General features: G+C 65.0%; 23 protein-coding genes. 11 read left to right on the top strand and 12 right to left on the bottom strand.

Annotation, left to right across the window (positions count from 1 at the left end):
- Positions 1–75: 75 nt before the first annotated feature.
- From lgt to ileS, 3 genes are all read right to left on the bottom strand, one after another.
- Entirely contained in the window at positions 76–903 is an 828-nt protein-coding gene (gene lgt / locus NT151_00625) for a prolipoprotein diacylglyceryl transferase (protein MCX6537426.1), read from the bottom strand.
- Positions 884–1,348 (bottom strand): signal peptidase II, encoded by a 465-nt coding sequence (gene lspA / locus NT151_00620; protein ID MCX6537425.1) that lies wholly within the window; start codon positions 1,346–1,348, stop codon positions 884–886. The genes lgt and lspA overlap by 20 nt, the downstream gene beginning before the upstream one ends.
- A 62-nt stretch (positions 1,349–1,410) precedes the next feature.
- Positions 1,411–4,239, bottom strand: coding sequence for an isoleucine--tRNA ligase (gene ileS / locus NT151_00615; protein MCX6537424.1), 2,829 nt, complete (start codon positions 4,237–4,239; stop codon positions 1,411–1,413).
- Between the two features lie 62 nt (positions 4,240–4,301).
- Between ileS and NT151_00610 the strand changes: the two genes are divergently transcribed.
- From NT151_00610 to NT151_00590, 5 genes are all read left to right on the top strand, one after another.
- A complete protein-coding gene (locus tag NT151_00610; protein ID MCX6537423.1) occupies positions 4,302–5,057 on the top strand; it encodes an HAD family hydrolase in 756 nt (251 codons plus the stop codon).
- 103 nt (positions 5,058–5,160) lie between these two features.
- Positions 5,161–6,039 carry a hypothetical protein gene (locus NT151_00605; protein MCX6537422.1) on the top strand — a complete coding sequence of 293 codons (879 nt, stop codon included), beginning with the start codon at positions 5,161–5,163 and terminating at the stop codon, positions 6,037–6,039.
- 122 nt (positions 6,040–6,161) lie between these two features.
- Complete coding sequence (locus NT151_00600; protein ID MCX6537421.1) at positions 6,162–8,300, top strand: HAMP domain-containing sensor histidine kinase; 2,139 nt, start codon at positions 6,162–6,164, stop codon at positions 8,298–8,300.
- Positions 8,297–9,037, top strand: a complete 741-nt coding sequence (locus NT151_00595; protein ID MCX6537420.1) for a response regulator transcription factor — start codon at positions 8,297–8,299, stop codon at positions 9,035–9,037. Before NT151_00600 ends, NT151_00595 begins: the two co-directional genes overlap by 4 nt.
- 243 nt (positions 9,038–9,280) lie before the next feature.
- Positions 9,281–10,279: a tetratricopeptide repeat protein gene (locus NT151_00590; GenBank protein ID MCX6537419.1), complete on the top strand. Its 999-nt coding sequence runs from the start codon at positions 9,281–9,283 to the stop codon at positions 10,277–10,279.
- A gap of 36 nt (positions 10,280–10,315) precedes the next feature.
- Here the strand turns inward: NT151_00590 and NT151_00585 are convergent, their stop codons facing one another.
- The 6 genes from NT151_00585 to thiD all read right to left on the bottom strand — a co-directional run bounded on the left by NT151_00585 (position 10,316) and on the right by thiD (position 14,398).
- Entirely contained in the window at positions 10,316–10,657 is a 342-nt protein-coding gene (locus NT151_00585; protein ID MCX6537418.1) for a histidine triad nucleotide-binding protein, read from the bottom strand.
- A complete protein-coding gene (prmC, locus tag NT151_00580) occupies positions 10,654–11,553 on the bottom strand; it encodes a peptide chain release factor N(5)-glutamine methyltransferase (protein ID MCX6537417.1) in 900 nt (299 codons plus the stop codon). Before prmC ends, NT151_00585 begins: the two co-directional genes overlap by 4 nt.
- Before the next feature lie 193 nt (positions 11,554–11,746).
- Entirely contained in the window at positions 11,747–12,823 is a 1,077-nt protein-coding gene (gene prfA / locus NT151_00575) for a peptide chain release factor 1 (protein MCX6537416.1), read from the bottom strand.
- A gap of 33 nt (positions 12,824–12,856) precedes the next feature.
- Positions 12,857–13,102, bottom strand: a complete 246-nt coding sequence (moaD, locus tag NT151_00570) for a molybdopterin converting factor subunit 1 (protein MCX6537415.1) — start codon at positions 13,100–13,102, stop codon at positions 12,857–12,859.
- Entirely contained in the window at positions 13,093–13,587 is a 495-nt protein-coding gene (locus NT151_00565) for a molybdenum cofactor biosynthesis protein MoaE (protein MCX6537414.1), read from the bottom strand. Before NT151_00565 ends, moaD begins: the two co-directional genes overlap by 10 nt.
- A gap of 13 nt (positions 13,588–13,600) precedes the next feature.
- On the bottom strand, positions 13,601–14,398 hold the full coding sequence (thiD, locus tag NT151_00560; GenBank protein ID MCX6537413.1) for a bifunctional hydroxymethylpyrimidine kinase/phosphomethylpyrimidine kinase: 798 nt from the start codon (positions 14,396–14,398) through the stop codon (positions 13,601–13,603).
- A 20-nt stretch (positions 14,399–14,418) separates the two neighbouring features.
- Here thiD and NT151_00555 point away from each other — a divergent pair, with 20 nt between their 5' ends.
- Positions 14,419–15,024, top strand: coding sequence for a biotin transporter BioY (locus NT151_00555; protein MCX6537412.1), 606 nt, complete (start codon positions 14,419–14,421; stop codon positions 15,022–15,024).
- 34 nt (positions 15,025–15,058) lie between these two features.
- Here the strand turns inward: NT151_00555 and NT151_00550 are convergent, their stop codons facing one another.
- On the bottom strand, positions 15,059–15,727 hold the full coding sequence (locus NT151_00550) for a class I SAM-dependent methyltransferase (GenBank protein MCX6537411.1): 669 nt from the start codon (positions 15,725–15,727) through the stop codon (positions 15,059–15,061).
- Positions 15,728–15,772: 45 nt separating this feature from the next.
- Between NT151_00550 and NT151_00545 the strand changes: the two genes are divergently transcribed.
- The 4 genes from NT151_00545 to NT151_00530 all read left to right on the top strand — a co-directional run bounded on the left by NT151_00545 (position 15,773) and on the right by NT151_00530 (position 21,122).
- Positions 15,773–17,293 (top strand): FumA C-terminus/TtdB family hydratase beta subunit, encoded by a 1,521-nt coding sequence (locus NT151_00545; GenBank protein MCX6537410.1) that lies wholly within the window; start codon positions 15,773–15,775, stop codon positions 17,291–17,293.
- 17 nt (positions 17,294–17,310) lie between these two features.
- Positions 17,311–18,657 (top strand): MFS transporter, encoded by a 1,347-nt coding sequence (locus NT151_00540; GenBank protein MCX6537409.1) that lies wholly within the window; start codon positions 17,311–17,313, stop codon positions 18,655–18,657.
- 126 nt (positions 18,658–18,783) lie between these two features.
- On the top strand, positions 18,784–19,809 hold the full coding sequence (locus tag NT151_00535) for an NADP-dependent oxidoreductase (GenBank protein ID MCX6537408.1): 1,026 nt from the start codon (positions 18,784–18,786) through the stop codon (positions 19,807–19,809).
- Positions 19,810–19,841: 32 nt separating this feature from the next.
- Entirely contained in the window at positions 19,842–21,122 is a 1,281-nt protein-coding gene (locus NT151_00530; GenBank protein MCX6537407.1) for a DUF362 domain-containing protein, read from the top strand.
- 2 nt (positions 21,123–21,124) lie between these two features.
- Here NT151_00530 and NT151_00525 read toward each other — a convergent pair whose 3' ends face one another.
- Positions 21,125–22,714, bottom strand: a complete 1,590-nt coding sequence (locus NT151_00525) for a hypothetical protein (protein MCX6537406.1) — start codon at positions 22,712–22,714, stop codon at positions 21,125–21,127.
- 329 nt (positions 22,715–23,043) lie between these two features.
- Entirely contained in the window at positions 23,044–24,207 is a 1,164-nt protein-coding gene (locus NT151_00520) for a DUF1343 domain-containing protein (protein MCX6537405.1), read from the bottom strand.
- 41 nt (positions 24,208–24,248) lie between these two features.
- Between NT151_00520 and galT the strand changes: the two genes are divergently transcribed.
- On the top strand, positions 24,249–24,947 hold a 699-nt coding region (gene galT, locus NT151_00515; GenBank protein ID MCX6537404.1), incomplete at its 3' end, for a galactose-1-phosphate uridylyltransferase.

Here is a 24,947-nt window from a genome sequence, read left to right as displayed (position 1 = left end):
CAGCCCAAGCGACTCCGGGCTCCATCAAAAATGACGTACAGCCACCGTCAACTCAAGGGGTCTCCGAACTCAGCTTCAACGATGGCGTTTCCGAGGCGTGCCAACCGCCGGGGTCTTCGCCGGAACCGATTCGCTCGGCCGGAGTCGCGCCAGGATCACCAGCATGATGATCGCCAGCGGTGCGAGCCCCATCGAAATCGCCTGTGAGGTCGACCACCCAAACGTCGAGCCGCGCGGATCACCGCGGAAGAACTCGATCACGAATCGCGAGACGGCGTAGAGCAGGATGTAGATCCAGAATGTCCGGCCGTTGAACTTCCGCCCACGCCGTTCTGTCGCGAGCAGCAGGAGCAGGATCACGAACTCCGCGGCCGCGTCGTACAGCTGCGTCGGGTGCAGCGCCACATGGAGCGGTGTGCCGACGTTGGCGGCCGCAAACGGATCGCTGAACGTGATGCCCCAGGGCAGCGACGTCGGTGTGCCATAGCAGCAGCCGGCGAGCACGCACCCCATCCGGCCCACGACATGGCCGAGCGCGATGCCAGGCGCGATGGCGTCGGCCGTGGCCCACACCGGGAGCCGGTGACGTCGCATGTACCAGAGACCCACGAAAAACGCAAGCACCAGCCCGCCATAGAACACACCCCCCGATCGGGCGAGCGTCCACAATTCAGCCGGCTGCCGGCGGAAGTAGTCGAAATCGACGATGAGGAGCAGCGCCTTGGCGCCGACCAGCGCCGAGATGATGATGTAGATCCCGAGATCGAGCACCCGGTCGCCGTCGAGGCCGGCACGCCGCGCTCGTCTCACGGCGAAATACAACGCGAGCAGGTACGCGGCGGCCAGCAGCACGCCGTAGCTGTAGACGGTCAGAGGTCCGAGTTCAAGAAGTCGTGGATACATGTCTGCCCGTTCCCATCATATCGATCATCATCGCGATGACGCCAAGCGTGATCGCCGAATCCGCCACGTTGAACGTCCAGAAGTGCCAGGAGCCGAAGACCACGTCCACGAAATCGACCACGCTGCCGAAGACCAGCCGGTCGATGAGGTTGCCGATGGCGCCCGCCAGGATCATCGCCAGACCGAACCGCGCCAGACGTTCGTTGGTGGACGCGCGCGCCGCGTAGACGGCAATCCCGATGAACGCCGCCGTGGCGACCAGCGCGAGGATGGCCGATTTGTACGGAAAATCCACGGCATTGAAAAACCCGAATGCCGCCCCCGAGTTGCGGACATGGGTGAGATTCAGGATCCCGGAGACCACCGGCACGGTGTCGTAAAGCGGTACATGCGTGCGCACCAGCGCCTTGGTGATCTGGTCGACGACCACGATCCCGGCGGCCACGGCGACTTCAAGCCTGTGAAGTCGGAAGGTCGCCGTGCTGACGACGGAATGGGCGGCGGGGCTCACCGGGTGGACGTCCCCAGGGCGTCCTCGCACCGCGGGCAGACGCCTTCACGGCCCGGCGCGCTCGAGACAGCCGGCACGTACCGCCAGCAGCGATCGCACTTGGTGCCCGCCGCGCGGAACGCGACGATGTGCACCGCGCTGCCCTCGCCCTCGACGTAGACCGAGCCATCCGGCGGCGCCTGGCCCGTGACAGGTGCCGTGGTCTGGTCGTCGACCTGCGACGTGATGAAGAGCGCTGGCAGGTGCGCCCAATGGCTGGTGAGCAACTCCTGAACCGGCCCGACACCATGGAGATGAACCACGGCTTCGAGCGATTGGCCGATGACCTTCGACTGCCGGAGTTTCTCCAGCTCGACGTTGACGGCCGCCCGCACCTTGAGCAGGCGCGACCATCGGGCGACGAGCGTCTCGTCACTGAAGAGATGGACGTCTCTGGGGAACTCCGCCAGATGCACCGATTCTTCGCGCTCGCCCGGCAGGTGCTTCCAGTATTCCTCCGCCAGCACGGGCAACACTGGCGCGACGAGTCGCGCCAGCCCGTCGGCGATCGCGAACATTGCGGTCTGTGCCGATCGGCGCGCGTGGGCGTTGGCGGCCAGCGTGTACACCCGGTCCTTGGACACGTCCACGTAAAAGGCGCTCAAATCCACCGAAATGAAGGCGTTGAGCGTCTGGAAGATCGCCGGGAAGTCGTACGCCTCGTACGCGGCACGAATCTCCGTCGCCACTTCGCCGTAGCGCGCCATTGCAAAACGATCGACCTCGTCCATGACGGGTGGCGGCACTACGTCGGTGGCCGGATTGAAATCGGTGAGATTGGCCGCCAGGATGCGCAGCGTGTTGCGCAGCTTGCGGTACGCTTCGACGACGCGCGCGAGGATCTCCGGACCGAAACGGACCTCTTCACGGAAATCCACGCTGGCAACCCACAGTCGCAGAATCTCGGCACCGCTCTGCTTGATCACCGTCTCGGGCGGAATGTCGTTGCCGAGCGACTTCGACATCTTCCTGCCTTCTTCGGTCACCACCATGCCGTGCGTGAGGACCTGCCGGTACGGGGCGTGATCGCGCGTACCCAGGCCGACGAGCAGCGAACTCTGGAACCAGCCGCGGTACTGATCCGATCCCTCGAGGTAGAGGTCGGCTGGCCAGCGCAGTTCGGGATGGACCGCGAGCACGGCCTCGTGGCTGGAACCCGAGTCGAACCAGACGTCGAGGATGTCCTGCTCACGCTCGAATTCGGTCGCGTGGCACGACGGGCACTCGAACCCCGGTGGCACGAAGTCGCCGATCGGGCGTTCGTACCAAGCCTCGGCGCCATCCTGTTCGAACGCTTTCGCCGCACGCTCGATCAGGTCGGGTGTCAACGTCGCGACGCCGCATTGCTTGCAGGTGACCGCGGGGATCGGGACGCCCCATGACCGCTGCCGGGAGATGCACCAGTCCGGCCTCCCCGCGAACATGCCTTTCATGCGGTCGCCGCCCCAGGCGGGGAACCACTGGACGGCGTCAACCTCGGCGATCGCTCTGGCGCGCAGTCCCGTGTCATCCATGCCAATGAACCACTGCGAGGTCGCCAGGAAGATCACGGGATTGTGGCAGCGCCAGCAGTGCGGGTATGAGTGATCGAACCGCGCCTTCTTCCAGAGGCGTCCCGCGTCGGCAAGCGCATCCTCAACTTCCGGGTTGGCCTCGAACACGGTGAGCCCGGCGAATCGCTCCACCTCGGCGAGGAATCGGCCATCGCCGCCAACCGGCGCGTAGATCTCGATCCCATACCGCACGCCGGTACGGAAGTCGTCGGCGCCATGGCCCGGTGCCGTGTGCACCACGCCCGTGCCGGTGTCGAGCGTGACGTACTCAGCAAGCACGCCGAGCGACCCGCGATCGTAGAGCGGATGCCGGAACCGGAGGTGCTCGAACGCCGTGCCTGGCATGCGCGCGACCGGATGGACAAACGGCCGCCCCAGCTCGCTGGACAGCTGATCAGCCAGCGCTTCGGCGACGATGACCACCCGGCCTTCGAACGGGTACGCGGCGTACATGGCCTCGGGGTGGAACGCCAGCGCGAGGTTGGACGGAATCGTCCATGGCGTGGTCGTCCAGATGAGCGCGGACACGGCGCGGTTGTTCAGCTCCGGCACGCGCAAGCCAAGCTCCGCGCGCGACTCGTCCATGAGCTGGAACTCGACATAGATCGACGGCGAGGTGTGGTTCTCGTACTCCACCTCGGCTTCGGCCAGTGCCGTGCGGCAGTGAATGCACCAGTGCACGGGCTTCTTGCCCTTGTAGACCATGCCCCGCTCGACGAACCGCCCGAGCGCCCGCACGATCGCCGCCTGGTAGCGGAAGTCCATCGTCAAGTACGGATCGTCCCAGTCGCCCATCACGCCGAGGCGTTTGAACTGCTCGCGCTGGATGCCGACAAACCTGGTCGCGTACTCGCGGCACGCGCGGCGCAGGTCGGCGACGCTCATCTCCGCCTTCCGCTTGCCAAGCTCCCGGACGACCTTCAGCTCGATGGGCAGGCCGTGGCAGTCCCATCCCGGGACGTACGGCGAGTCGAAGCCCATCATCGAGCGCGACCGCACGACAATGTCCTTGAGCGTCTTGTTGAGCGCGGTGCCGAGGTGGATATCGCCGTTCGCGTACGGCGGGCCGTCGTGCAGGATGAAAACCGGCGCGCCCCGGCGCTTGTCGCGAAGCTTGCGGTAGAGGTCGATGGCGTCCCAGTGCGCCAGCATCTGCGGCTCGGTGGCCTGCAGGTTGGCCTTCATCGGGAAGCCCGTCTTGGGCAGATTGAGAGTGGCTTTCCAGTCGGACATGATTGATCCCGTATTCTAGCCCGTCCCCGTTCTGCTCGTATAATGAACGCGGTTCCGACGACATGACGCGCGCGGTCTTCTTCGACGTCGACTTCACCCTGATCTACCCGGGGCCAACGCTCCAGGGCCAGGGCTACGAGTTCTTCTGCGCGCGGCACGGCGTGCGGGTGGATCCGTCGCGCTTCCGTGCGGCGGTCGCATATTCGGCGCCCATCCTCGACGAAGTCAAGGCACACAATTACGACGCGCAACTGTTCGTCGACTATACGCGGAGCATCATCGAACACATGGGAGGCACGGGCCCGGCCACGCAGGATGCGGCGCGTGACATCTACGAGGAATGGGCGGAGTGCCATCACTTCTTTCTGTACGACGACGTCGAGCCGGTGCTGAGGAGGTTGGCGGATGCGGGGCTCCGGATCGGCCTCATCTCGAACACCCAGCGACCGCTCGATGAATTCGCGGCGCACTTTGCGCTCGGAGGCCTCATTTCGGCGGCGGTGTCGTCAGCTGAGCACGGCTTCCTCAAGCCCCATCGATCCATCTTCGACGCGGCGTTGACCGCGCTTGATGTCGCCCCTGGCGACGCCGTGATGGTTGGCGACAGCGTGAAACACGACATCGAGGGCGCGCGCCGGGCCGGGATGCGCGCCGTGTTGGTTCGCCGATCGGGCGACGGCCTGTCAAGCCCTCTCCAGCGCTCGCTCGGTCCGGGCTACGAGGATGTGCCGGTGATCCAGTCGCTGGTGGAGTTGCCGGATCTCGTGCTGTCTCGACCCGGATCCGGATCCCCGCGTGGAGTGATGTCGAATGGCTGAATGCTTCGACTCGCAAATACGGTAGCGTGTTGCTGCGAGGCGATCCGGTGAAACATGCTCGCTCAGCACTAAGTCCTGAGCGAACTAATTCGTTGCCGAATTCATGAATCGAAGGACTCAGTCGCCACATCCGGGCATGACGATCCGCTCCCTCCATACCTTCGATGAGTTTCGACAGGTGATGGCTCTGGAGGGCGAGATCTGGGGGTACGGCGATCCGGAGGACGCGGTCGGCATCCCGATGTTCGTAATCACGCTGAAGCGCGGCGGCATCCTGCTCGGCGCCTTCGACGGCGACGCCCTGGTGGCGTTCGTGTATTCGATTGCCGGGATCAAGGACGGCCGGCCCACGCAGTGGTCGCACATGCTGGGCGTGCTGCCCGAGTACCGCGGCACCGGTGTGGGCCGCGAGCTCAAGCTTGAACAGCGCCGCGTCGCGATCGAGATGGGTCTCGAGTTGATGGAGTGGACGTACGATCCGCTGCAGGCCGTCAACGCCCACCTCAACTTTCGCCGCCTGGGCGTGATCGTCGAGGACTACGTTGAGAACGTTTATGGCGAGTCGAGCAGCGTTCTACACCGGGGCAATCCAACCGACCGTTTTATCGCGCAGTGGTGGATGCGCACGCCACGGGTCGAGCAGGCGATTGTCGCTCGCGACGAGACCGCCAGCGGCGCAGCGTCACGGAGAGAGAGCTGGGATCGCGCGCCGCTCGTGAACGTCCTGAACTCGCGCGGCCGATGGGTCGGATGTGGAGGCGTGACGCTCGGGGCGGACGCGCCATGGCTGACTGTGGCGATTCCCGGTGGATTCACCGAGATGTTGACTGGCGATCCGGGCCTCGCCCACGCCTGGCGCCTCGGCACCCGGGAGATCTTCAACCACTACCTCCCGCGTGGGTACAAGGTGGTTGATTTCGAACTCCACGCGGATCGGCAGCACGGCCGCTACCTGCTTACCAATACCCACCAGCCTTTATAGGGATCACCTAGGCAGCCCTTGCGGTCGCATCGCGCTTCGTCGCGACCCCGCTGCCGCGTGCTATCCTCCGTTCGATGGTCCGCTCGCGCTCGATCCCAGGCCGTCGGCACGACGCCAGATTCGTGTGGCAAATCCTGCTTATCGTGCCTCCAGTCGTGATCCTGTCGGTGACGGCGTTGTACTCCCTGAGGCAGGATCGCGCATCGATTGAACAGGACGCCCGGCGGAATGCTGCTGTGCTGGCCACTGATCTCGCGCGTCGCTGGGGAGCGCGTGCGGAAAGCCAACTCGCCGCGCTCGTGGCCTCCGCTTGTTCGGGGGGCGACATCGAGGCGCAGGCTCCGCCGGCGGATGCGGGCGACGGCGGGCCACTCTGCGGTCTTGTTGTCGATGGTCGGATTCGCGTACCGCTCGACTATCTGTCGGCGCTTTCGCCGCCAGACTGGCTCCGCGATCTCACCCCCTCCCAGGCTCGCGCGTGGCGGGTCGTCGCCGACGTGCCCGCGGATGTGGATCTCGCGACTCTTCGTCGCGCGGTGGCGTCGCTGGCCGGTGCGTCGAGCGCTGCGCGAGTCAACGCGGAATGGATCCTGGTTCGGGCGGAGGTCAATCGGGACACCCTGTCGAAAGCCACCGAGCGGCTGCTGGACCTCGCCAACCGGTCGGCCGGCATCGCGAGCGAATCGGGCACGCCGCTCTCGGACCTCGCGCTGCTGCTGGCCCTGAGGCACCTGCGTGTCGGCGGGATGCCCGATGTGCTGCTTCAGGATCTGAGACGGCGAATCGTCGAGCACCCATCGTTGCTGACGAAACTGATTCTCGAAGACGCCACCCGTGTCGCGGCCGGCAACATGACGATGGCCGGCATCAACAGACGCTGGGCGGCCAACGAGCTTGCGCTCGATCTCCTGCGGCAATTGCGCATCGACGCCGTGCGCCCCACGGCGGCATGGATCGAAACAGGGAACGGCGCGTGGTTGGCGCTCATACACCCACTCGTCGCAATCGACGAAGGGACCGCTGTCCCCCGCCGTTCCGCCTATCAGATCACGCTGGTTTCCGCGCGCCGGTTGGAGCGCGTCTTCCAGGCGGCGGCGTCCGACCGCGACGACGTGCCGAAGTACGCGGCAGCGACGATCCGGCTCGAGGACCACGCCTGGCGCGTGGGCCGCGCGATGCCAGCCACCGAACATCCCGTTGAACTGGCTTCGGCATCTGGGCAGATTGCGCTGCCGTTGGCCGTGCCTTCCGACGCGGTATCCACGTTCGCCGGTGAGCTGTTTCGCATTGCGCCCCAGGCGATTCCGTTGCGCTCCCAGGCACCGGGCGGCGCCGTCCGGCTGAGCGGTGTGCCGGGAGGCCACGCCTTCACCGTCATCCTCGAACTGGCGGATGCCAACGCGTTGTACGCGAGCTACAGGGTACGGTTATGGATGGCCATCGGGCTGGTCTTCACAGCGACGCTCGCCGCGTTTGGCGGCCTTGTCGGCGCTTGGCGGGCTTTCGAGCGGCAGCGCCGTCTCGGCGAGATGAAGTCCAACTTCGTGGCAAGCGTGTCGCACGAACTGCGCGCCCCGATCGCCTCGGTCACGCTGATGGCGGAAAGCCTGGAGCGAGGCACCATCGAACCGGGCGAGCGCCGGCAGGAATACCTCCGCGTCATCGGCCAGGAATGCAGGCGGTTGTCATCGCTTGTCGAGAACCTGCTGGACTTCTCCCGGATCGATCGCGGGCGGCGCCAGTACTCGTTCGAGCCGGCCGATCTTCCGGCGCTCGTCGTGCAGACCGCCGATGTGATGCGGCCGTACGCCGCGCAGCGACACGTGAGCCTCGTGTGCCAGACGGCCACCGACGACGCCGAGCCGCCCCAGATGTCCGTCGATCGCGAGGCGCTCCAGCAGGCTCTTGTCAACCTGGTGGACAACGCGATCAAGCACTCGCCGGCCGGCGCCGACGTGCTCCTCGGCCTCGAGGTTGATGCCGACGAGGCGACCAGCGACACGCGAAGGCCGGTCCGGGTCCGCCTCTTTGTGACCGACCACGGCCCTGGCATTCCGGCCGACGAGCAGACGCGGATCTTCGAGCCGTTCTACCGACGCGGGTCCGAATTGCGCCGCGAGACGCAGGGCATCGGGATCGGCCTCAGCATCGTGAAGCACGTCGCCGAGGCCCACGGCGGCCGCGTGGTGGTGCGCAGCAGCCCCGGATCGGGCAGCCGCTTCACGATCGAGCTTCCCGTTCCCGCGGAGCCCGCGTCATGAGCGACAGACCCAGGCCTTCGAGTCATACCGCGCTCGGTCCACGCGTCCTCGTCATCGAGGATGAGGCGCCGATGCGCATGGCGCTCGAGGACATCCTGAAAGCGGACGGCTACCGCGTGTTGTGTGCAGCAGACGGGCAGGCGGGATTGGCGCTGGCGCTGGACGAGAAGCCGGACCTCATTCTGCTCGACGTCATGATGCCGAAGCTCGATGGCCTCGCGTTCTGTACCGAACTGCGGAGAGTGGCGGTGGTGGTGCCTGTGCTGATGCTGACCGCCAGGGGACAAGTGGAGGATCGGGTCGCCGGACTCGACACCGGCGCCGACGACTACCTCGTGAAGCCGTTCAGCACCGACGAACTGCTTGCGCGGGTGCGCGCGCTACTGCGCCGTGCGACGCGGGGCGCCGGGACACCCAAGACGCTCACGCTCGGCGACGTCGTCATCGACTTGGTGAAGCAATCGGCCCGCCGGGGCGGTCGTTCGATTCAACTGACGGCCAGGGAGTACTCGATCCTGCGAGTGCTGGCCGAGTCGCGTGGGGAGCCGGTGACGCGCGAGCGCTTTCTGGATAGGGCCTGGGGTTACACGGCGTTTCCGACAACGAGGACAGTGGACACGCACATTGCCGTCCTTCGGGGCAAGATTGAGGCCGACCCAGAGAAGCCTCGGTGGATCACGACGGTTCATGGCGTGGGATACCGGCTGGAGTCGCCTCCTCTTCAGGACGAAGCATGAGGAGGGGCGCAATTTCACCTTCGTCATTCCGGCGTACGCCGGAATCCAGCCGTGTGCCTCTCTGGATCCCGGAGAACACCCCGCCGCGGTTGCCGCGCTGTGGACCCCGGCTTCCGCCAGGGTGACGGAGCCTCTTGTTTTTGCAGAACCATGACAATTGCCATTGGCAGCCGCCGCAGGATGAGGTTGGTGGTTGAGCGATGCGGAGCGGTACCCTCCGACAGACCACCAGGGAGGCACGTCATGAAGACCCTTTTGACCGTCGCGATGCTCGTCGGGGCGTCGGCGCTCGCCGGCGCGCAAGAGCGGCTGTCCGACCAACTTCGCAAGGGGATCGTGCAGGAGGAGGTCAACCAGAACCTGCCCAAGGCCATCGAGGCATACCAGGCGATCGTCGCCCAGTTCGACGAGGAACGAAAGACGGCGGCCGCGGCGCTGTACCGCCTGGCCGAGTGTTCCCGCAAGGCCGGCAAGCGTGAGCAGGCTCTCGCCGCCTACCAGCGAGTCGTGCGTGAGTTCTCCGACCAGGCAGCCCTCGTCGAATCGAGCCGCAAGCAGTTGACGACCGTCTTCGGCCAGTCCAACGTGACGGGGGCGCCGGTAGCGAGGCCGCAAGCGGGCAGCATCGAGTCGCGAGAGCGGACACGGGACAGCCTCCAACGTGAGAAGGCGGTTCTGGAGGAGCGGTTCGTGGCCTTGGAGCAGCGGATCAAGGCGGGAGTGGTCTCTCGCGAGAGCCCAGAGCACCTCAAGTTGCGCCAACGAATCGAGCAGCTGAAACAGCAACTCGATGTCACTGGTGCGAGCCAGTTGGCCTCCGATCGCCCGCAAGTCGCAAAAGAAAGGCCGATGGGCAGTCTAGAGGAGACCAGGATCGAGATGGAGGCGGCGGAAAGGCGGCTTGCTGAATTTCAGGCGAGAGTAGAACGCGGCCAGCCTTTCTCGGGGGACATTCGGGACTTGCAGACGCAGTATCAGATCCTGAAGCTGCGGCACGAGGAACAGCTCAAGCTGCGCCAAGCGAACATCAGCGCCGAGCAGGAAGCGCAACTGATGACACAGAGGATGATGAAAAGCGTCCAGGCGGAGATCATGCTTCTTCAGGAGCGGATGGCCGCTATCCAGAAGAAGATCGAGGTAGGCATGAAGTCGACCGACGATTCGGAACTGCTCCAAATAAAGCGAGATCTGCTGGGCCTCCAGCGGAAGCTGGACGAACTGCGATCCGGCTTGAAGCGCTGACTGCGGCGCCGCAGGGGCACGGCATGCCGTGCCCTTCTAGCCCGGAGGCCAGAGCATCGGACGTCCACCGAGCAGGTGCAGGTGGATGTGGAACACCGTCTGGCCGGCCTCGCTGTTGCAGTTGAACACCGCGCGATAGCCCCGCTCCGCGAGACCCAGTTCGCGGGCGAGTGCGGCAGCCCGGGTGAGCATCATGCCGATCAGTGGTTCGTCATCTGGCGTCACGTCGTTGAGCGTGGCGATGTGCTTGCGCGGCACGATCAGAAAGTGGACGGGCGCCTGCGGATTGATGTCGTGGAACGCCACCAGGGCGTCGTCTTCGTAGATCTTCTTGGCGGGTATTTCGCCACTGACCACGCGACAGAACAGGCAGCTCATAGGCCACTCCGGGTTCGACAGGCGACGGCGGTGCGCGGGATGCCCGCGAGATCGTCGCGCAATGCTACCACTGCCAGGCGCGCATCGGCTGCGATGATCTCCCGCACGCTGGTCGCCTGGCCATGGCCAAACTCGAAGACGAGCCACCCGCCCGGCACCAGCCGGCTGGCGGCCATCGGCACGAGCCGGCGAATCAGGTCGAGGCCATCTTGTCCCGCCTCCAGCGCGAGCCGCGGTTCATAGTCGAGGATCTCGGGCTGAAGTGATGCCAGATCCGCAGCCGGGACGTATGGTGGGTTCGACACGATGAGGTCGAACGGGCCGGCCGTCGCGTCCAGTAGATCGCAGCGCACGAGCGTCACGCGGTCTTGCACGTCGTGTCGGACGACGTTCCTGGCGGCGATGGCGAGCGCGGCGGCCGACATGTCGGTGGCAATCACGTGGGCCGAAGGCAGCCAGCGCGCCAGCGCGATGGCAAGACAGCCGCTGCCGGTGCCAATGTCGGCGATACGCAGGACACGGCCATTCGGTCGGGATTCGGCAAGCGGAGTGAGACGAGCCAGGGCCTCCTCGATGATGAACTCGGTTTCGGGCCGCGGGATGAGCACGCCGGGCTCGACGTCGATCTCGAGGCCCCAGAATTCGCGGTGTCCCGTGATGTATGCGGTGGGTTCCCGGCGTTCGCGACGCTCAACGAGCGGGTCAAACCGTTCAACGAACCCCGCCGGGGCCGGCTCACGCCAGTTGGCGAGCAGTTGCCCTCGCTCCCATCCACCCAGCGCATGTCGCGCCAGCAGCTCCGCGTCGAGCGCGGCCTCGGCCGGTTCGATGCCGGCGCGCTCGAGGCGCCTCCGGGCATCCAAGATGATCGCGTGCAGCGTGTCGGTGGCGTTCATCCGTTCGAGCCTTCTCGGGTGTGGTGAAACACGCCCCGACGGCGGTGATCGCCGGGTCTGAAGACCCGGCCTCCAGTGCTAGATACCCTGCCCAGTTCCTTCTTGCTGCTGACCCATATCGTCCCGCTACCGTCTACTGGCTACCGACTACTGACTACCGACTCCCGAATCCCGAACCCCGACTCCCGTCCGGCTATTCCCCGACCGTCGTGACGTCCTTCAATTGCTCGGCCGTGTAATACGTGACGACCTGGTCAATCAGTTCGGTCACGTTGCCGTCCAGCACATCGGTCAACCGGTGTGTCGTGAAGTTGATCCGATGATCCGTAATCCGGCTTTGTGGGTAGTTGTACGTCCGGATCTTCTCGGAACGCTCGCCGGTGCCGACCTGACTGCGCCGGTCCTTGGCGATCGCCGCCTGCTGCTTGCGCATCTCCATCTCGTAGAGTCGCGCTCGCAGCACTTTCATGGCCTTCGACCGATTCTTGACCTGCGACTTCTCATCCTGCTGCGAGACGACCAGGCCCGAGGGGAGATGCGTGATCCGCACCGCCGAGTACGTCGTGTTGACGCTCTGGCCGCCGGGACCGCTCGAGCAGAACGTGTCAACGCGGAGGTCTTTCGCCTCGATGGCGACGTCGACCTCCTCGGCCTCCGGCAGCACGGCCACCGTCGCGGTCGACGTATGGATCCGGCCGCTCGCCTCGGTTGCCGGAACCCGCTGAACCCGGTGCACGCCGCTTTCGTACTTCAACCGGCTGTAGACCAGCTTGCCTTCGATGCTCGCGACCACTTCCTTGGTGCCGCCGATGCCGTTCTCGCTGGTCGACAGGACTTCGATACGCCAGCCCTGCCGTTCCGCAAATCGGCTGTACATCCGGAACAGCTCGGCGGCAAACAGCGCCGCCTCGTCGCCGCCCGTGCCCGCTCGGATCTCCAGGACGACGTTCTTCGCGTCGTTCGGGTCTTTGGGCACGAGCAGCGCCTTGATCTCCGCGATCAGGATTTCCGCTCGTGCCTTGAGCGGCGGCAATTCTTCGAGCGCCAGTGCCCGCATCTCCGCGTCATCGGTCTTCGCGAGTTCTTCCGCCTGCGCGATCTGCGAGGTGACGCTCTTGTACTCGCGAAAACGCTCGACGACAGGCTCGATCTCGGCCAGTGCCTTCGCGTTGGTCCGGTACTGGGTCGCGTCTGACTGCACCGCGGGCGTCCCCAGCGCCACGAGCAGGTCCTCGTATCTCGCTTCGATGGAATTCAGCTTATCCAGCATGTGGAGCACCTGACATCAACAACAATCCGATCCTCATCCCCCCGACACCGGCGGCAGAAAGACCACCTCGTCCCGATCGGCCAGCGCCCGGGTGAATTGCGCGTACTCCGCGTTGACAGCGGCCGACAGGGATGCGCGATGCGGCGCCATCGCCGGAAACTCGGTGGCGAGGGCCTGCCATGCCGTGTCCACGGTGGCGCCTTCAGGCACGTCACGCACCAGATCGGCTGTACCAGCGATGTCGCGCAGCCGCGCGAACAATCGAATCGTTACCTGCATGCGCGCTCGCTGGCAGCCTGCCGAGCCGCCGAATCGGAGGGATCGGCCGTTGCATTCTCGATCCACGCCTCGCCGCCTTCAAAAACCTCACGTTTCCAGATCGGCGCGATCTGCTTCACGCGCTCGATCGCGTAGCGGCAGGCCTTGAACGCCTCTGTGCGATGCGGCGACGCCGCGGCGATCGCGACGCTGACCTCGCCCGGTCGCAGCGTCCCAATCCGATGATGCAGCGCCAGCCTCGCCTCGGGCCAGGTGTCGGCGACCTCGGCGGCAATGATCTCAAACGCGCGCACGGCCAGGGGCTCGTAGGCCTGGTACTCCAGCTCCACGACGCGCCGGCCGAGGTTCTCGCCCCGGACTGTCCCGAGAAACGTCACGATCGCTCCATGCCGGCCCGGCGGTTGGTCGCCGCTCTCGGTGACCAGACGCACCAGCGCCGCAAGGTCCAGTTCGTCGCGTGTGATACTCAGCAGCGTCGGCGGCATTGGAGTCAACACTTCAGTATAGCTTTGCTGCGCCGTTCCAGAAGTGATTCAGGACGCCCACACCCCGGCCGGCTGCGGCGCCGTGGCGGATCGCCCCCTCCACGTATGCTTGGGCGAGCGGAACGGCTTGCGCGATCGTCTTGCCGAGTGCCAGGTTCGCCGCGATGGCAGCCGCGAACGTGCATCCGGTACCATGCGTGTTTGTCCCCGGCACGCGCACGTGGCGAAACTCCAGCAGATCCTGGCCATCAAACAGCACATCCACGACGTCGGCCGTTGGAAGATGCCCGCCTTTGACGATGACGGCCGCGGGGCCCATGTCGTGAATCAGGCGCGCCGCCAGCCGGCTGTCGTCCACGCTCCGGATCGTGAGTCCGGTCAGCACCTCCGCTTCCTCCGTATTCGGCGTGACCACGGTCGCCCGCGGCAGCAGTTGTCTGCGCAGAGCATCCACCGCGTCGCCAGCCAGCAGGACGGCGCCGCTTTTCGACACCATCACCGGGTCTACGACGACATTGACCAGCGTGAACCGCGCCACCGCGGCGGCGACGGCTTCGACGATAGCGGTGGTGGCGAGCATACCGGTCTTGACGGCGTCGACGCCGATATCGCTCGTGACGGCCTCGATCTGCGCCGTGATGATGTCGCAAGGGAGCGGGAGCGCGGCGGTCACCCCGAGCGTGTTCTGAGCGGTGATGGCCGCAATCGCGCTCGTGCCCCAGACCCCGTGCGCGGCGAACGTCTTGAGGTCGGCCTGGATGCCTGCTCCGCCGCCCGAATCACTCCCGGCGATTGTCAGTGCCTTCTTCATACGCTAGAATCCGGATTGACATGACGAATGCATCTCTGCTGTATTCACTGACTGACCGACTGGCGTTGCCGTCTTCGCGCGCCATCCGGGTGGCCAGTGTTCTGTTCATCACCGTGCTGACCGCGGCCGCAGCCCAGGTCAGCATCCCGTTGCCGTTCACGCCGGTGCCGCTGACGCTGCAGCCCATGATCGTGCTGCTCGGCGCGGCGGCCCTCGGTTCCCGGCTGGGTGTCGCCAGCCAGATCCTCTACCTGGCGGCCGGCGTTGCCGGGTTGCCGGTGTTTGCCGCGTCGCCGGTACTTCCACACGGCATCGCGAGGCTGTTTGGCCCGACCGGCGGGTTCCTGCTCAGCTACCCGCTCGCGGCGTTGGTGACTGGCCTGCTCGCTGAGCGCGGATTCGATCGCCGTTACCTGACCTCAGTGGCCGCCATGGCCGCTGGTCTCGCCATCATCTTTGCTGGCGGGGTGTCGACGCTCACGCTGCAGTTCGCACCGGCGATGGGTAGTGGCGCGCTCGCTGCCGCGCTCGCGGCCGGCTTCTATCCGTTTGTCGCTGCCGATCTGGTCAAGCTCCTCATCGCCGCAAGCGTCTTGCCGGGCGTCTGGAAGGTGCTCGGGCGCTAGCCTTGCGGGCGGCGCACGCGCACGCGCCGCCCGATTACTTCCTCACGAAGATCAGGAAGAACTGGTAGGGGAGAAACGTCTCTCGCCGTGCCAGCTTCAATCCGGCCGCTTCCGCATCGCGCACGATGAGATCCGGGTCCACGCGCTCCTCGAGCGGCGGGCCAGGGCCCCACCCATCCTTCCGGAAATCCACGACGCCAACGCGTCCTTGCGGCTTCAGCGACTTTGCGAGGTTCCGGAGCAACGGCACGGGGTCGTTGATCTCGTGGTACGTGTCAACCACCAGGACCGCATCGATTTTGCCTGCCGGCAGCCTCGGATCTGATTCCGTCCCAAGCACCGGTTCCACGTTGCGAAGACCCTCGCGGGCGATGCGACGCCGGGTCGCTTCCAGCATCAGGCGCTGGATATCCTCGGCGTAGACCTTTCCGTTGGGACCGACGCGCCGAGCAAGGCGAATCGTGAACCAGCCGCCGCCCGCTCCGAGGTCGGCCACGATCGACCCTTCGGCGATGCCGAGCGCATCCATGATCGGTCCCGGCATCTGCCAGAGATCGCGGTCGGGCCCCTCGAGCAGGCCAAGATCCTGGGGCGCGAACAAGCGGCCATGCCGCACCCGGCCCTGCGCACCGAGGTGCCCCGCCTCGGTGGCGAAAAGCGCCACGGCACACAACGCCGCCGCGAGCCGTATCCTGCTGAACATGAACGGGTTAATCCATCATATGGAATCGGTATATACTCTGGCGTCATGTTAGCAGAATTCTTTTCGAGCATGCTTGAACTCATCGTCAAAACGTCGTCTGAACTGCCTCCCGACGTTCGCGCGGCCATGAAAGCCGCAACCGATCTGGAACCCGCCGACACGCGTGCCGGCCAGGCCCTGTGCATCATCAACGTCAATATCGATCAGGCTGCCGACGTCGAAGGCGCGATCTGCCAGGACACCGGCATGCCGACCTTCGAGATCCACGTGCCGCGAGAGGCGGACCAGTTGTGGATGGCCGAGGAAGTTCGAAGGGCGATTGTCGAGGCCACCAGGCGCGGGAAACTGCGTCCGAACTCGGTCGATTCAATCACTGGCAAGAATTCCGGCAACAACCTCGGCCCCGGCACGCCCGTCATCCACTTCAATCAGTGGGCGTCGGCCAACGAGATTGAGGTCAAGCTGCTGCTCAAGGGTGGCGGTTGCGAGAACTGCAACGCCCAGTATGCGGTGCCGGTCGAGTTGGCGAATCTCGGGCGCGCGGACCGGAATCTCGAGGGCGTCCGCAAGTGCATCCTCCACGCCGTGTGGCAGGCACAGGGCAAGGGGTGCGCGCCTGGGGCCGTCGGCGTGTGTATTGGCGGCGATCGCACCAGCAGCTACGCGGAGGCGAAGGCGCAGCTGTTCCGGACGCTCGACGATGTGAACCCGGATCCGCAACTCGCGGAGCTCGAAGCCAACATCATGGGCACGGTCAACCGGCTCGGCGTTGGCACGATGGGGTTCGGCGGCAAGACGACGCTCATCGGCTGCAAGATCGCGGCGCTCAATCGTCTGCCGGCCTGCTTCTTCGTGTCGATCGCGTACGACTGTTGGGCGTTCCGCCGGCTCGGCGTGGTGATGGACGCGACCACCGGCGCGATCAAGCGGTGGCAGTATCGCGATCCGTCGAGCCCGATCGCGCCGATGGCGGATCAGGCCGGGTTCAAGCGGACGGGGCGCGAGGTCGTGCTGACCGCGCCGCTCACCGAGGCGCAGGTCCGCTCGCTCAAGGTCGGCGACGTCCTGCTGCTCAACGGCCGCATGTTCACGGGCCGCGACTCGGTGCACGCATACCTGGCGAAGAACAACCCGCCGGTGGATCTGAACGGCGGGGTGATTTACCACTGCGGACCAGTGGCGGTGAAAGACGGCGATATGTGGAAGATGAACGCCGCCGGGCCGACCACCAGCATTCGCGAGGAGCCGTACCAGGCCGACGTCATTCGCAAGTTCGGCGTGCGCGCCGTCATTGGCAAGGGCGGCATGGGCGCAAAGACGCTCGACGCCCTGAAGGAGTGCGGCGCGGTCTACTTGAGCGCGATTGGCGGCGCGGCGCAGTTCTACGCCCGGTGCATCGAGCGCGTCGATGGCGTGTCGCTCTTCGAGTTCGGTGTGCCCGAAGCGATGTGGCACCTGCACGTCAAGGACTTCCCGGTGATCGTGACGATGGATGCGCACGGGAACAGTCTGCACAAGGACATCGAAGCCGAGTCGGCGAAGGAGTTGGCGGCGCTGAAGAATTAGGTGGAGCGAGGCTCTTGATGACTGATCGGTCCGTAACGTCCGCGCGCCCGCAGCCGCCGCGCGCCTATCGCTGGCTGGTGCTCGTCTTCATCAGCCTCGCGATGTTCGGCAACTACTACGTCTACGACTGCATCAGCCCGATGGCCGATGTCCTCACGGCCAAATTGGGCTTCTCCGATGCGAACATCGGCCTGCTGCAGGCGATCTACAGCATCCCGAACGTGTTCATGGTGCTCATCGGCGGTTTCATCATCGACCGTGTCGGCACCCGCAAGGCGACGCTGGCGTTTGGCACGCTCTGCCTTATCGGGGCTGCCACAACGGCTATGGCCGACACCGGCGCGCTGCAGTCGCTCGCGGCGACACTGGGAGGCCCCTTCGGCCTGGCGGCCGATTCGCGCACCCTGGCGGTCATGGCCGCGGGCCGTCTCATTTTCGGCCTCGGCGCCGAATCGCTCATCGTCGCCGTGACGACGGCCATCGCGAAGTGGTTCAAGGGCAAGGAGCTGAGCTTCGCCTTCGGCATCAACCTGACGATTGCGCGACTCGGTTCGTTTGCGGCCCTCAACTCCCCATCCTGGGCGAGTTGGGCGTTTGACGACTGGCGCAAGCCGCTGCTGATAAGCGTCGCGTTCGGCACCTTCTGCGTGACTGGCGCCATCTTCTACTGGCTGCTCGAGATCAATGCGGACCGGAAGTACGCGCTCGGCGCGGCCGGCTCCACCGACAAGGTCGTGTTCAGCGACATCTTCCGCTTTACCTGGTCCTACTGGTGCATCGTCGCCCTATGCGTGACCTTCTATTCCGGCATCTTCCCGTTCCAGACCTTCGCGGTGAAGTTCTTCATGGCGTCGCACGGCGTCTCGCGCGAGACGGGCGGGTTCCTGTCGAGCATGCTCACGCTGTTCGCCATGATCTGCACGCCGCTGTTCGGCCTGATGGTGGACAAGATCGGCAAACGATCATTGTTCATGATGTTCGGGTCGCTGTTGCTCATCCCGGTCTACCTCGTGATGGCTTACTCGTCGATCCCGCTCTACGTGCCGATGGCCGTGATGGGCATTGCCTTCTCGCTCATCCCCGCGATCATGTGGCCGTCGGTTGCCTACGTCGTCGAGGAGAACAAGCTCGGCACGGCGTACGGGTTGATGACGCTCATCCAGAACATCGGCCTCGCGGGATTCAACCTGACTATCGGGTGGGCCAACGATTACGCGGGCGCGAGCGCCTCGAACCCTGGCGGCTACCACCTCGGCATGTGGATCTTCTCGTGTCTTGGTTTCTTCGGCCTCTTCTTCGCGTGGTTGTTGTGGCGCAGCGAAAAGGGTCCGAAGGCCCACGGCCTCGAGACGATCAAGGCATAGTGCTTCGACTCGCAATGACGGCTGCATATTCTTGGAAGGCCACCCGGCGAAAGTGCTCGCTCAGCACTATGTCCTGAGTGAATGCATTCATCGTCGAGATCATGAATCGAAGGACAGAGGAGCGGCATGGCGACGCTGATCAATCGCGCGTGGAAACTGGCGGCCCGGCCGCAAGGGACATTCAAACCAGAGGACTTTCAGTGGGCCGAAGAGCCGGTTCCGGATCCGGCCGACGGCCAGGTGCTCGTGCGCGTCGTGTACCTGTCGCTGGATCCGACCAATCGCGGCTGGGCCAATGCCACCGCGACCTATCTGCCGCCGATTCCGCTCGGCAGCGTCATGCGCGGCTTTGGCCTCGGCATCGTGGAGGCGTCACGTCACGCGGCGCTCAGGCCTGGCGACTACGTGCAGGGCATGCTCGGCTGGCAGGCGTACAGCGTGGTCGACGGAGCCGCGGTCACGCGGTTCGAGCCTCAGCCCGGCATTCCACTCGACGCTTACCCGGCCGTCTTCAGCTACATCGGGGCGACGGCGTACTTCGGCCTGCTCGATATCGGCCGGCCGAAGGAGGGTGAGACGATTGTCGTGTCTGGTGCCGCCGGCGCGGTGGGCTCACTTGTCGGTCAGATCGGCAAGATTCTCGGCTGCCGCGTTGTGGGCATCGCTGGCAGTGATGACAAGTGCCAGTGGTTGACCGGCGAACTCCACTTCGATGCCGCGATCAACTACAAACGCGAATCCGTCCTCCGGCGGTTGCGGCAGCACTGTCCGAACGGGATCGATGTGTACTTCGAGAATGTCGGAGGCGAGATTCTCGACGCGGTGCTGGCACTCATCAATGAGCGCGCGCGTATTGCGCTCTGCGGTCTCATCTCCCAGTACAACGAACCCGTGCCGCCGCCAGGGCCCCGCTTTTTCGGTAACGTGCTCATCAAGCGGGCGCGGATCGAGGGCTTCATCATCCTCGACTACGCGACCCGATTCCCGGAGGCGTTCGCTGCGCTTGGAACGTGGATGTCCAAGGGCCTGCTGCGCTATCGCACTGACATCGTCGACGGCCTCGAACACGCCCCGATCGCAATCAATCGGCTCTTCGACGGCGCGAACACCGGCAAGTTGCTCGTTCGCGTGTCAGACGATGCCATTTCCTGACGCGCCGCCCGGTCGACTACAATAGAGTTTCCATGGCCAAAGCGACTGTAGCCATTCTGCGTACGCGCCCCGGGACTGTCCTGAGGGACTACCACGAGCTGATGAACCTGGCCCGCTACCAGGACGTCGTCGCCAAGGATGCGGACACCGCGCTCAAGGTCAATATCTCGTGGCACTTCTTCTTTCCAGGCAGCTCAACGGTGCCGTGGCAACTGGATGGCGTCATCCGCGCGCTCAAGGCTGACGGCTACGATCCGGCGCTGGTGCACGCGTGCCACAACCGCACCGTCGTCATCGACGCGCACCTCGGCGAGCGTGAGAACAAGCAGGTCAATGTCGTCGACGCGCACGGACTGAGGAACATCCACCTCTACGAGGACGAAGAGTGGATCGGGATCAAGGACGCCGTCGGCGATTTGACGAAGAAGTTTCTCTGCCTCAATGAGGTCTACCCGCAGGGATTCATGATCCCGCGGCGATTCATCGGCGAGAACATCATCCATCTGCCGACCGTGAAGACGCATATCTTCACAACGACGACCGGTGCGATGAAGAACGCGTTTGGCGGACTGCTGAACGAGCGGCGTCACTGGACCCACCCGGTCATCCACGAAACGCTCGTGGACCTGCTGATGATCCAGAAGAAGATTCACCGCGGCGTCTTCGCCGTGATGGACGGCACGTTCGCGGGCGACGGCCCGGGGCCACGCTGCATGACGCCGCAGGTGAAAAACGTGATCCTGGCGAGCGCGGATCAGGTGGCCATTGACGCGGTCGCGGCTCGGCTTATGGGCATGGACCCGATGTCGATCAAGTTCATCCGCCTGGCACACGAGGCCGGGCTGGGATGTGGAGATCCACGCGACATCGAGATCGTCGGCGACCAGTCGGCGGCCGCCGAAAACTGGCACTTTGTGGGGCCGTTCAAGAAGATGACGTTCGCGTCCCGGATGCAGCACAGGATCTACTGGGGCCCGCTCAAGAAGCCGATCGAGTGGAGCCTCAAGACCGTGCTCGCGCCGTGGGCCTACATCGCCAGCGTCATGTACCACGACAGCTTCTGGTACCCGATGAACGCGGACCGGATGATGAAGGACGTCCTGTCGAGTGACTGGGGGCGGCTGTTCCAGAATTGGGAAACCGCCAGCACGAAAGCCGATGCCGACGGCTATCCCGACGTTGGCGCGGCCCCGGCCGAGATTTCGCGGCTCGGTGCACGCGCCTTCGCCAGATCATTCAAAGTGCTCGGAACCTGCGTGATGGAAGCGCCCGAGTTCGCCAATAAGAAGCGCAAGGTTGTCACGCGCTCGTAACCCTACTTCTGCTTTTCGAGCCAGACGTTGAACATCCACAACGAGGCGGCCGACACAAAGCCGATGCCCATCAGGATGAGCCAGCCCATGGCGTTGTTGGCGGGCACGAGCTCGAGCAGGCCGTCGGGCTTGACCGTCGCGCCGGCGGCCATGATGTCGTTGAAGATGTAGGCGCCAACCGGACCACCCAGCATCGCCCCGAACGCGAGCGGCAGATTGGCATATCCCAGGAACAACCCCTCCTGTCCCTTGGGCGCCAGCGCCCCAATGTACTCGTACATCCGGGGCGACGTGAACAGCTCGCCGAGCGCGATCAACGCCACCGTCAGAATGGTGAATACTGAGGCGATCGGCAGCCAGTTGGCGACCAGCGCCTGCGGCCCGCCCGCCATATAGATCGGCGCGATGTTGATGAGCATCGCCACGCTGATGATCACGGTGCCGGCCACCATCGAGCGGATGGGCTTCATCTTGCCCCACGTGCTGGTGATGATCAGCTGGAAGCAGACGATGATGAACGGGTTGGCGGCCGTGTAGAGATCCATGGCGGGGTTCGACTCGACCACGCGCTTCACGTACAACGGCAGCACGTTGTAGACCTGGTTGTAGAGGAAGTAGAACCCGGTCATCACAATCAAGTACATCGTGAAGCGCCCGCTCCTCAGCACCAGCACCATGTCGATGAGAATCCGCGCAATCGAGCGTCTGGGCTTGGCCGGGGCGGTCGCCGCCACCGGCTCCTGGTAGGTAAAGAGCACAACGAAGAAGGCGACGATCGAGGCCATCGCCGCAACGGCGAAAATCAGCGACAGGTTCGCGGCGCCGGCCACCGCCCGTTCGGCGGCTGCACCGCCATAGATCTTTGCGACCAGGAACGCCCCGGCCACGGCCATCGCCGTGAAGCCGGCGGTCGCGATCCAGATGTCCTTCTGGGTCCGGTTGGCCTTTGTCGTGCGGTGTACCAGAAACACGATACCCGACGCCGCCAGTCCGCAGATGGCGACGACTTCGAGGATGGTGCCAAGGCTCGAGCCGCTTCGGACCACGAACGCGGTGCCGCGTCCGAACAGCGACCCGATGTTGATGACCATGTAGAAGATCGCGAACCCCAACGTTGCCCGTGCGCCGGCCGTCTTCTGCACCGTGCCCGAGATGCACGGCTTGATCACCGAGCCGCCGATGCCGATGAGCAGGATCGCGAGGAACAGCACCCCGAAATCGCGAGAACCAGCGGTCACCTCCTTGCCGATTGTCGCAGCGAGCGTGCTGCCGCCGAACCAGACCGGGTACCCCATCAGGAGGTACCCGATCGTCAGCAACACGAACGCGATCAGCAATGCCCGCCGGAAGCCGATTTGATCCGCGATCGTGCCCGACAGGATCGGCAGGAAGAAGACCAGGAACCACAGCGTCGAATTGAGCGTCGAAGGCCAGTACGCCCCGAAGCCGAGCTGGCCGAGGTAGATGACGACAAAACTCGCCATCGAGTAGTACGCGGCGCGCTCGAAAAGTTCCGTGACGTTGGCGGTCCAGAACGATCCGGGAAATGGCTGAACTGGAGCGTCGGTGCCGGGCGTGACAGGGTGTGCCATGTGCGCTCGTCTCGGGAATGGAGTTACGGAACCGCGGAGAAGTCCGCCGGGGGCAGCGTCATCATAACCCGGCCGAGCCGCGACGAAAGAGGCTCAGTCGGGTAATGGAGGAAGATTTCGTCACGCCGGGGCGAGAACGGATGTCACATCGAGATCGTCATGCCGGCGGAAGCCGGGGTCCCCAACGCGGCAACCGCGTTGGGGTGGCAAGCCGGCATCCAGAGAGGTACACGACTGGATTCCGGCGTTCGCCGGAATGACGGAATGGGAGGGATTTGTCCGACGCCGATAACCGGTCAGAGCACTCAGTGGTTTGAGGCGGAGCGTCATCAGTAGAGCAGGTACTGGTGCCGTATCTGATTGAAGGCGTCGACCTCGGCCGTCCAGCTCTCCGCGATCGTGAACGGATCGACGCCGGCCTCGATCTGCTGACGCAGGCTTGCTGACCCCGCCAGGATGTCGATCGGCATCTTCTCGTGTTCGTATTCGTACGGAGGCTGGCGCCAGGCGAACCGGGCCGGATCCGCCTTGTAGAAGCGGGAGAGCAGCGCCACCCCCGTCAACACCGGCAGGAACCGGCGCCTGTCGACGACGTGCGTCTGGCAGCCGCCGCACGCGGTGCGCGCGTGTTTCTGGAACGTCGGTTCGAACACGACGGGCCTGAAACGCGCTCCGGGCACGCCGAGGGTGTTCATGTCGGCCGCGAACGCTTCTGCGTCAATCCAGGGGGCGCCGAGCAACTCGAATGGCCTTGTGGTGCCACGCCCCTCGGAAAGCTGTGTGCCCTCAAACAGCACGGCACCCGGATAGACAACGGCCGTGTCCAGCGTGGGCATGTTTGGAGACGGCATCACCCAGGGCAGGCCGGTCTCGTCGTAGAACATCGTCCGCGACCAGCCCTCCATGGTCACGACGGTCAGGCTCGCGCCAATGCCGTACTGCTGGTTGAACAGGCGCGCCAGTTCACCGATCGTCATGCCGTGCCGCATCGGGATGGGAAACAGCCCGACGAACGACTCGAACCCTGGCTCGAGGACTGGTCCCTCAACCGCCAATCCGCCGATCGGATTCGGGCGATCGCAGACGATGACGGGAATGCCGTGACGGGCTGCGGCGCGCAGGCAGTTCGCCATCGTGTAGATGAACGTGTAGATGCGGGCGCCAATGTCCTGAAGGTCCACCACGAGCGCATCGAGCCCTTTGAGCATTTCGGCGGTCGGCTCGCGCGTTTCGCTGTACAGCGAGAAGATCGGCACCCGGCGCCGGGCGTCGGCCGCGTGCGTGGATTCGATCATGTTGTCCTGCAGATCGGATCGAAACCCATGTTGCGGCCCGAAGATCGCGCCAAGCGTGACGCCGGGCGTCGCGAAGACCAGATCGGCGGCGTGATTCAGGTCCGCGTCGACCGAGGCGGGGTTGCAGACCAGGCCAACCCGATGTCCATCGAGGTCGCGCGACGCCAGCAGACGGGTGAGTCCAGGGACGACAGCCATGGGGGGATTATAGACGCGCTGCCGGTGTATGCTCGTGTGCCATGGATGCGCCTGACCAATCGCTGCTGGCGGGGCCGCACCGGCGGTACAACCCGCTACTAGACGAATGGGTGCTCGTGTCGCCGCACCGTCTCGCCCGCCCGTGGCTCGGCCACGTGGAACCGGCGCAGGACGAGGAGGCGCCGTCCTACGATCCCGCCTGCTACCTGTGCCCGGGTAACGCCAGGGCGAACGGCAAACCGAACCCGTCATACGCTACGACGTTCGCTTTCGACAACGACTTCCCGGCGCTGGTCGACGCCGGCCACGAGACAAGCGACGTCACTGATCGGGCCCAGAGACCCGATTGCGGCGGGCTGGATGGCCTGCTCGTCGCCGAGCCCCAACCCGGTCGCTGTCGCGTGCTGTGTTTCTCGCCGCGCCACGACATCACGATCGCGCGCATGACGACCGATGGCATCCGGGCCGTTGTCGATGCCTGGGCCGACGAGGTCGAGCGGGCAAGTCGCCTTGAGTTTGTGCACTACGTTCAGGTGTTCGAAAACAAGGGCGCCGCCATGGGCTGCAGCAATCCCCATCCGCACTGCCAGGTGTGGGCGTCGGCGGCCGTTCCGAATCAGCCCGCCAGGAAACTGGCGATGCAGGACAGGTACCTCGCCGCGCATGGTGGCCGGGACCTGCTCGGCGACTACCTTGCGCGGGAACTCAATGACGGCGTCCGCGTGGTCTGCCGCAACGAC

This window comes from Acidobacteriota bacterium (assembly GCA_026393675.1).
Taxonomy (GTDB): Bacteria; Acidobacteriota; Vicinamibacteria; order Vicinamibacterales; family JAKQTR01; genus JBAXOX01.
This window is presented reverse-complemented; position numbering and strand designations above follow the sequence as displayed.

What these genes read in the sequence shown, in the direction of transcription:
- NT151_00535 (MCX6537408.1), top strand. Translation starts at nt 18,784, where the DNA reads ATGGCGACGCTGATCAATCGCGCGTGGAAACTGGCGGCCCGGCCGCAA.
- ileS (MCX6537424.1), bottom strand. Translation starts at nt 4,239, where the DNA reads ATGTCCGACTGGAAAGCCACTCTCAATCTGCCCAAGACGGGCTTCCCG.
- NT151_00525 (MCX6537406.1), bottom strand. Translation starts at nt 22,714, where the DNA reads ATGGCACACCCTGTCACGCCCGGCACCGACGCTCCAGTTCAGCCATTT.
- NT151_00605 (MCX6537422.1), top strand. Translation starts at nt 5,161, where the DNA reads ATGAATCGAAGGACTCAGTCGCCACATCCGGGCATGACGATCCGCTCC.
- NT151_00545 (MCX6537410.1), top strand. Translation starts at nt 15,773, where the DNA reads ATGTTAGCAGAATTCTTTTCGAGCATGCTTGAACTCATCGTCAAAACG.
- prmC (MCX6537417.1), bottom strand. Translation starts at nt 11,553, where the DNA reads ATGAACGCCACCGACACGCTGCACGCGATCATCTTGGATGCCCGGAGG.
- prfA (MCX6537416.1), bottom strand. Translation starts at nt 12,823, where the DNA reads ATGCTGGATAAGCTGAATTCCATCGAAGCGAGATACGAGGACCTGCTC.
- NT151_00565 (MCX6537414.1), bottom strand. Translation starts at nt 13,587, where the DNA reads ATGCCGCCGACGCTGCTGAGTATCACACGCGACGAACTGGACCTTGCG.
- NT151_00555 (MCX6537412.1), top strand. Translation starts at nt 14,419, where the DNA reads ATGACGAATGCATCTCTGCTGTATTCACTGACTGACCGACTGGCGTTG.
- thiD (MCX6537413.1), bottom strand. Translation starts at nt 14,398, where the DNA reads ATGAAGAAGGCACTGACAATCGCCGGGAGTGATTCGGGCGGCGGAGCA.
- NT151_00585 (MCX6537418.1), bottom strand. Translation starts at nt 10,657, where the DNA reads ATGAGCTGCCTGTTCTGTCGCGTGGTCAGTGGCGAAATACCCGCCAAG.
- NT151_00590 (MCX6537419.1), top strand. Translation starts at nt 9,281, where the DNA reads ATGAAGACCCTTTTGACCGTCGCGATGCTCGTCGGGGCGTCGGCGCTC.
- NT151_00595 (MCX6537420.1), top strand. Translation starts at nt 8,297, where the DNA reads ATGAGCGACAGACCCAGGCCTTCGAGTCATACCGCGCTCGGTCCACGC.
- moaD (MCX6537415.1), bottom strand. Translation starts at nt 13,102, where the DNA reads ATGCAGGTAACGATTCGATTGTTCGCGCGGCTGCGCGACATCGCTGGT.
- NT151_00540 (MCX6537409.1), top strand. Translation starts at nt 17,311, where the DNA reads ATGACTGATCGGTCCGTAACGTCCGCGCGCCCGCAGCCGCCGCGCGCC.
- NT151_00610 (MCX6537423.1), top strand. Translation starts at nt 4,302, where the DNA reads ATGACGCGCGCGGTCTTCTTCGACGTCGACTTCACCCTGATCTACCCG.
- NT151_00530 (MCX6537407.1), top strand. Translation starts at nt 19,842, where the DNA reads ATGGCCAAAGCGACTGTAGCCATTCTGCGTACGCGCCCCGGGACTGTC.
- NT151_00550 (MCX6537411.1), bottom strand. Translation starts at nt 15,727, where the DNA reads ATGTTCAGCAGGATACGGCTCGCGGCGGCGTTGTGTGCCGTGGCGCTT.
- NT151_00520 (MCX6537405.1), bottom strand. Translation starts at nt 24,207, where the DNA reads ATGGCTGTCGTCCCTGGACTCACCCGTCTGCTGGCGTCGCGCGACCTC.
- lgt (MCX6537426.1), bottom strand. Translation starts at nt 903, where the DNA reads ATGTATCCACGACTTCTTGAACTCGGACCTCTGACCGTCTACAGCTAC.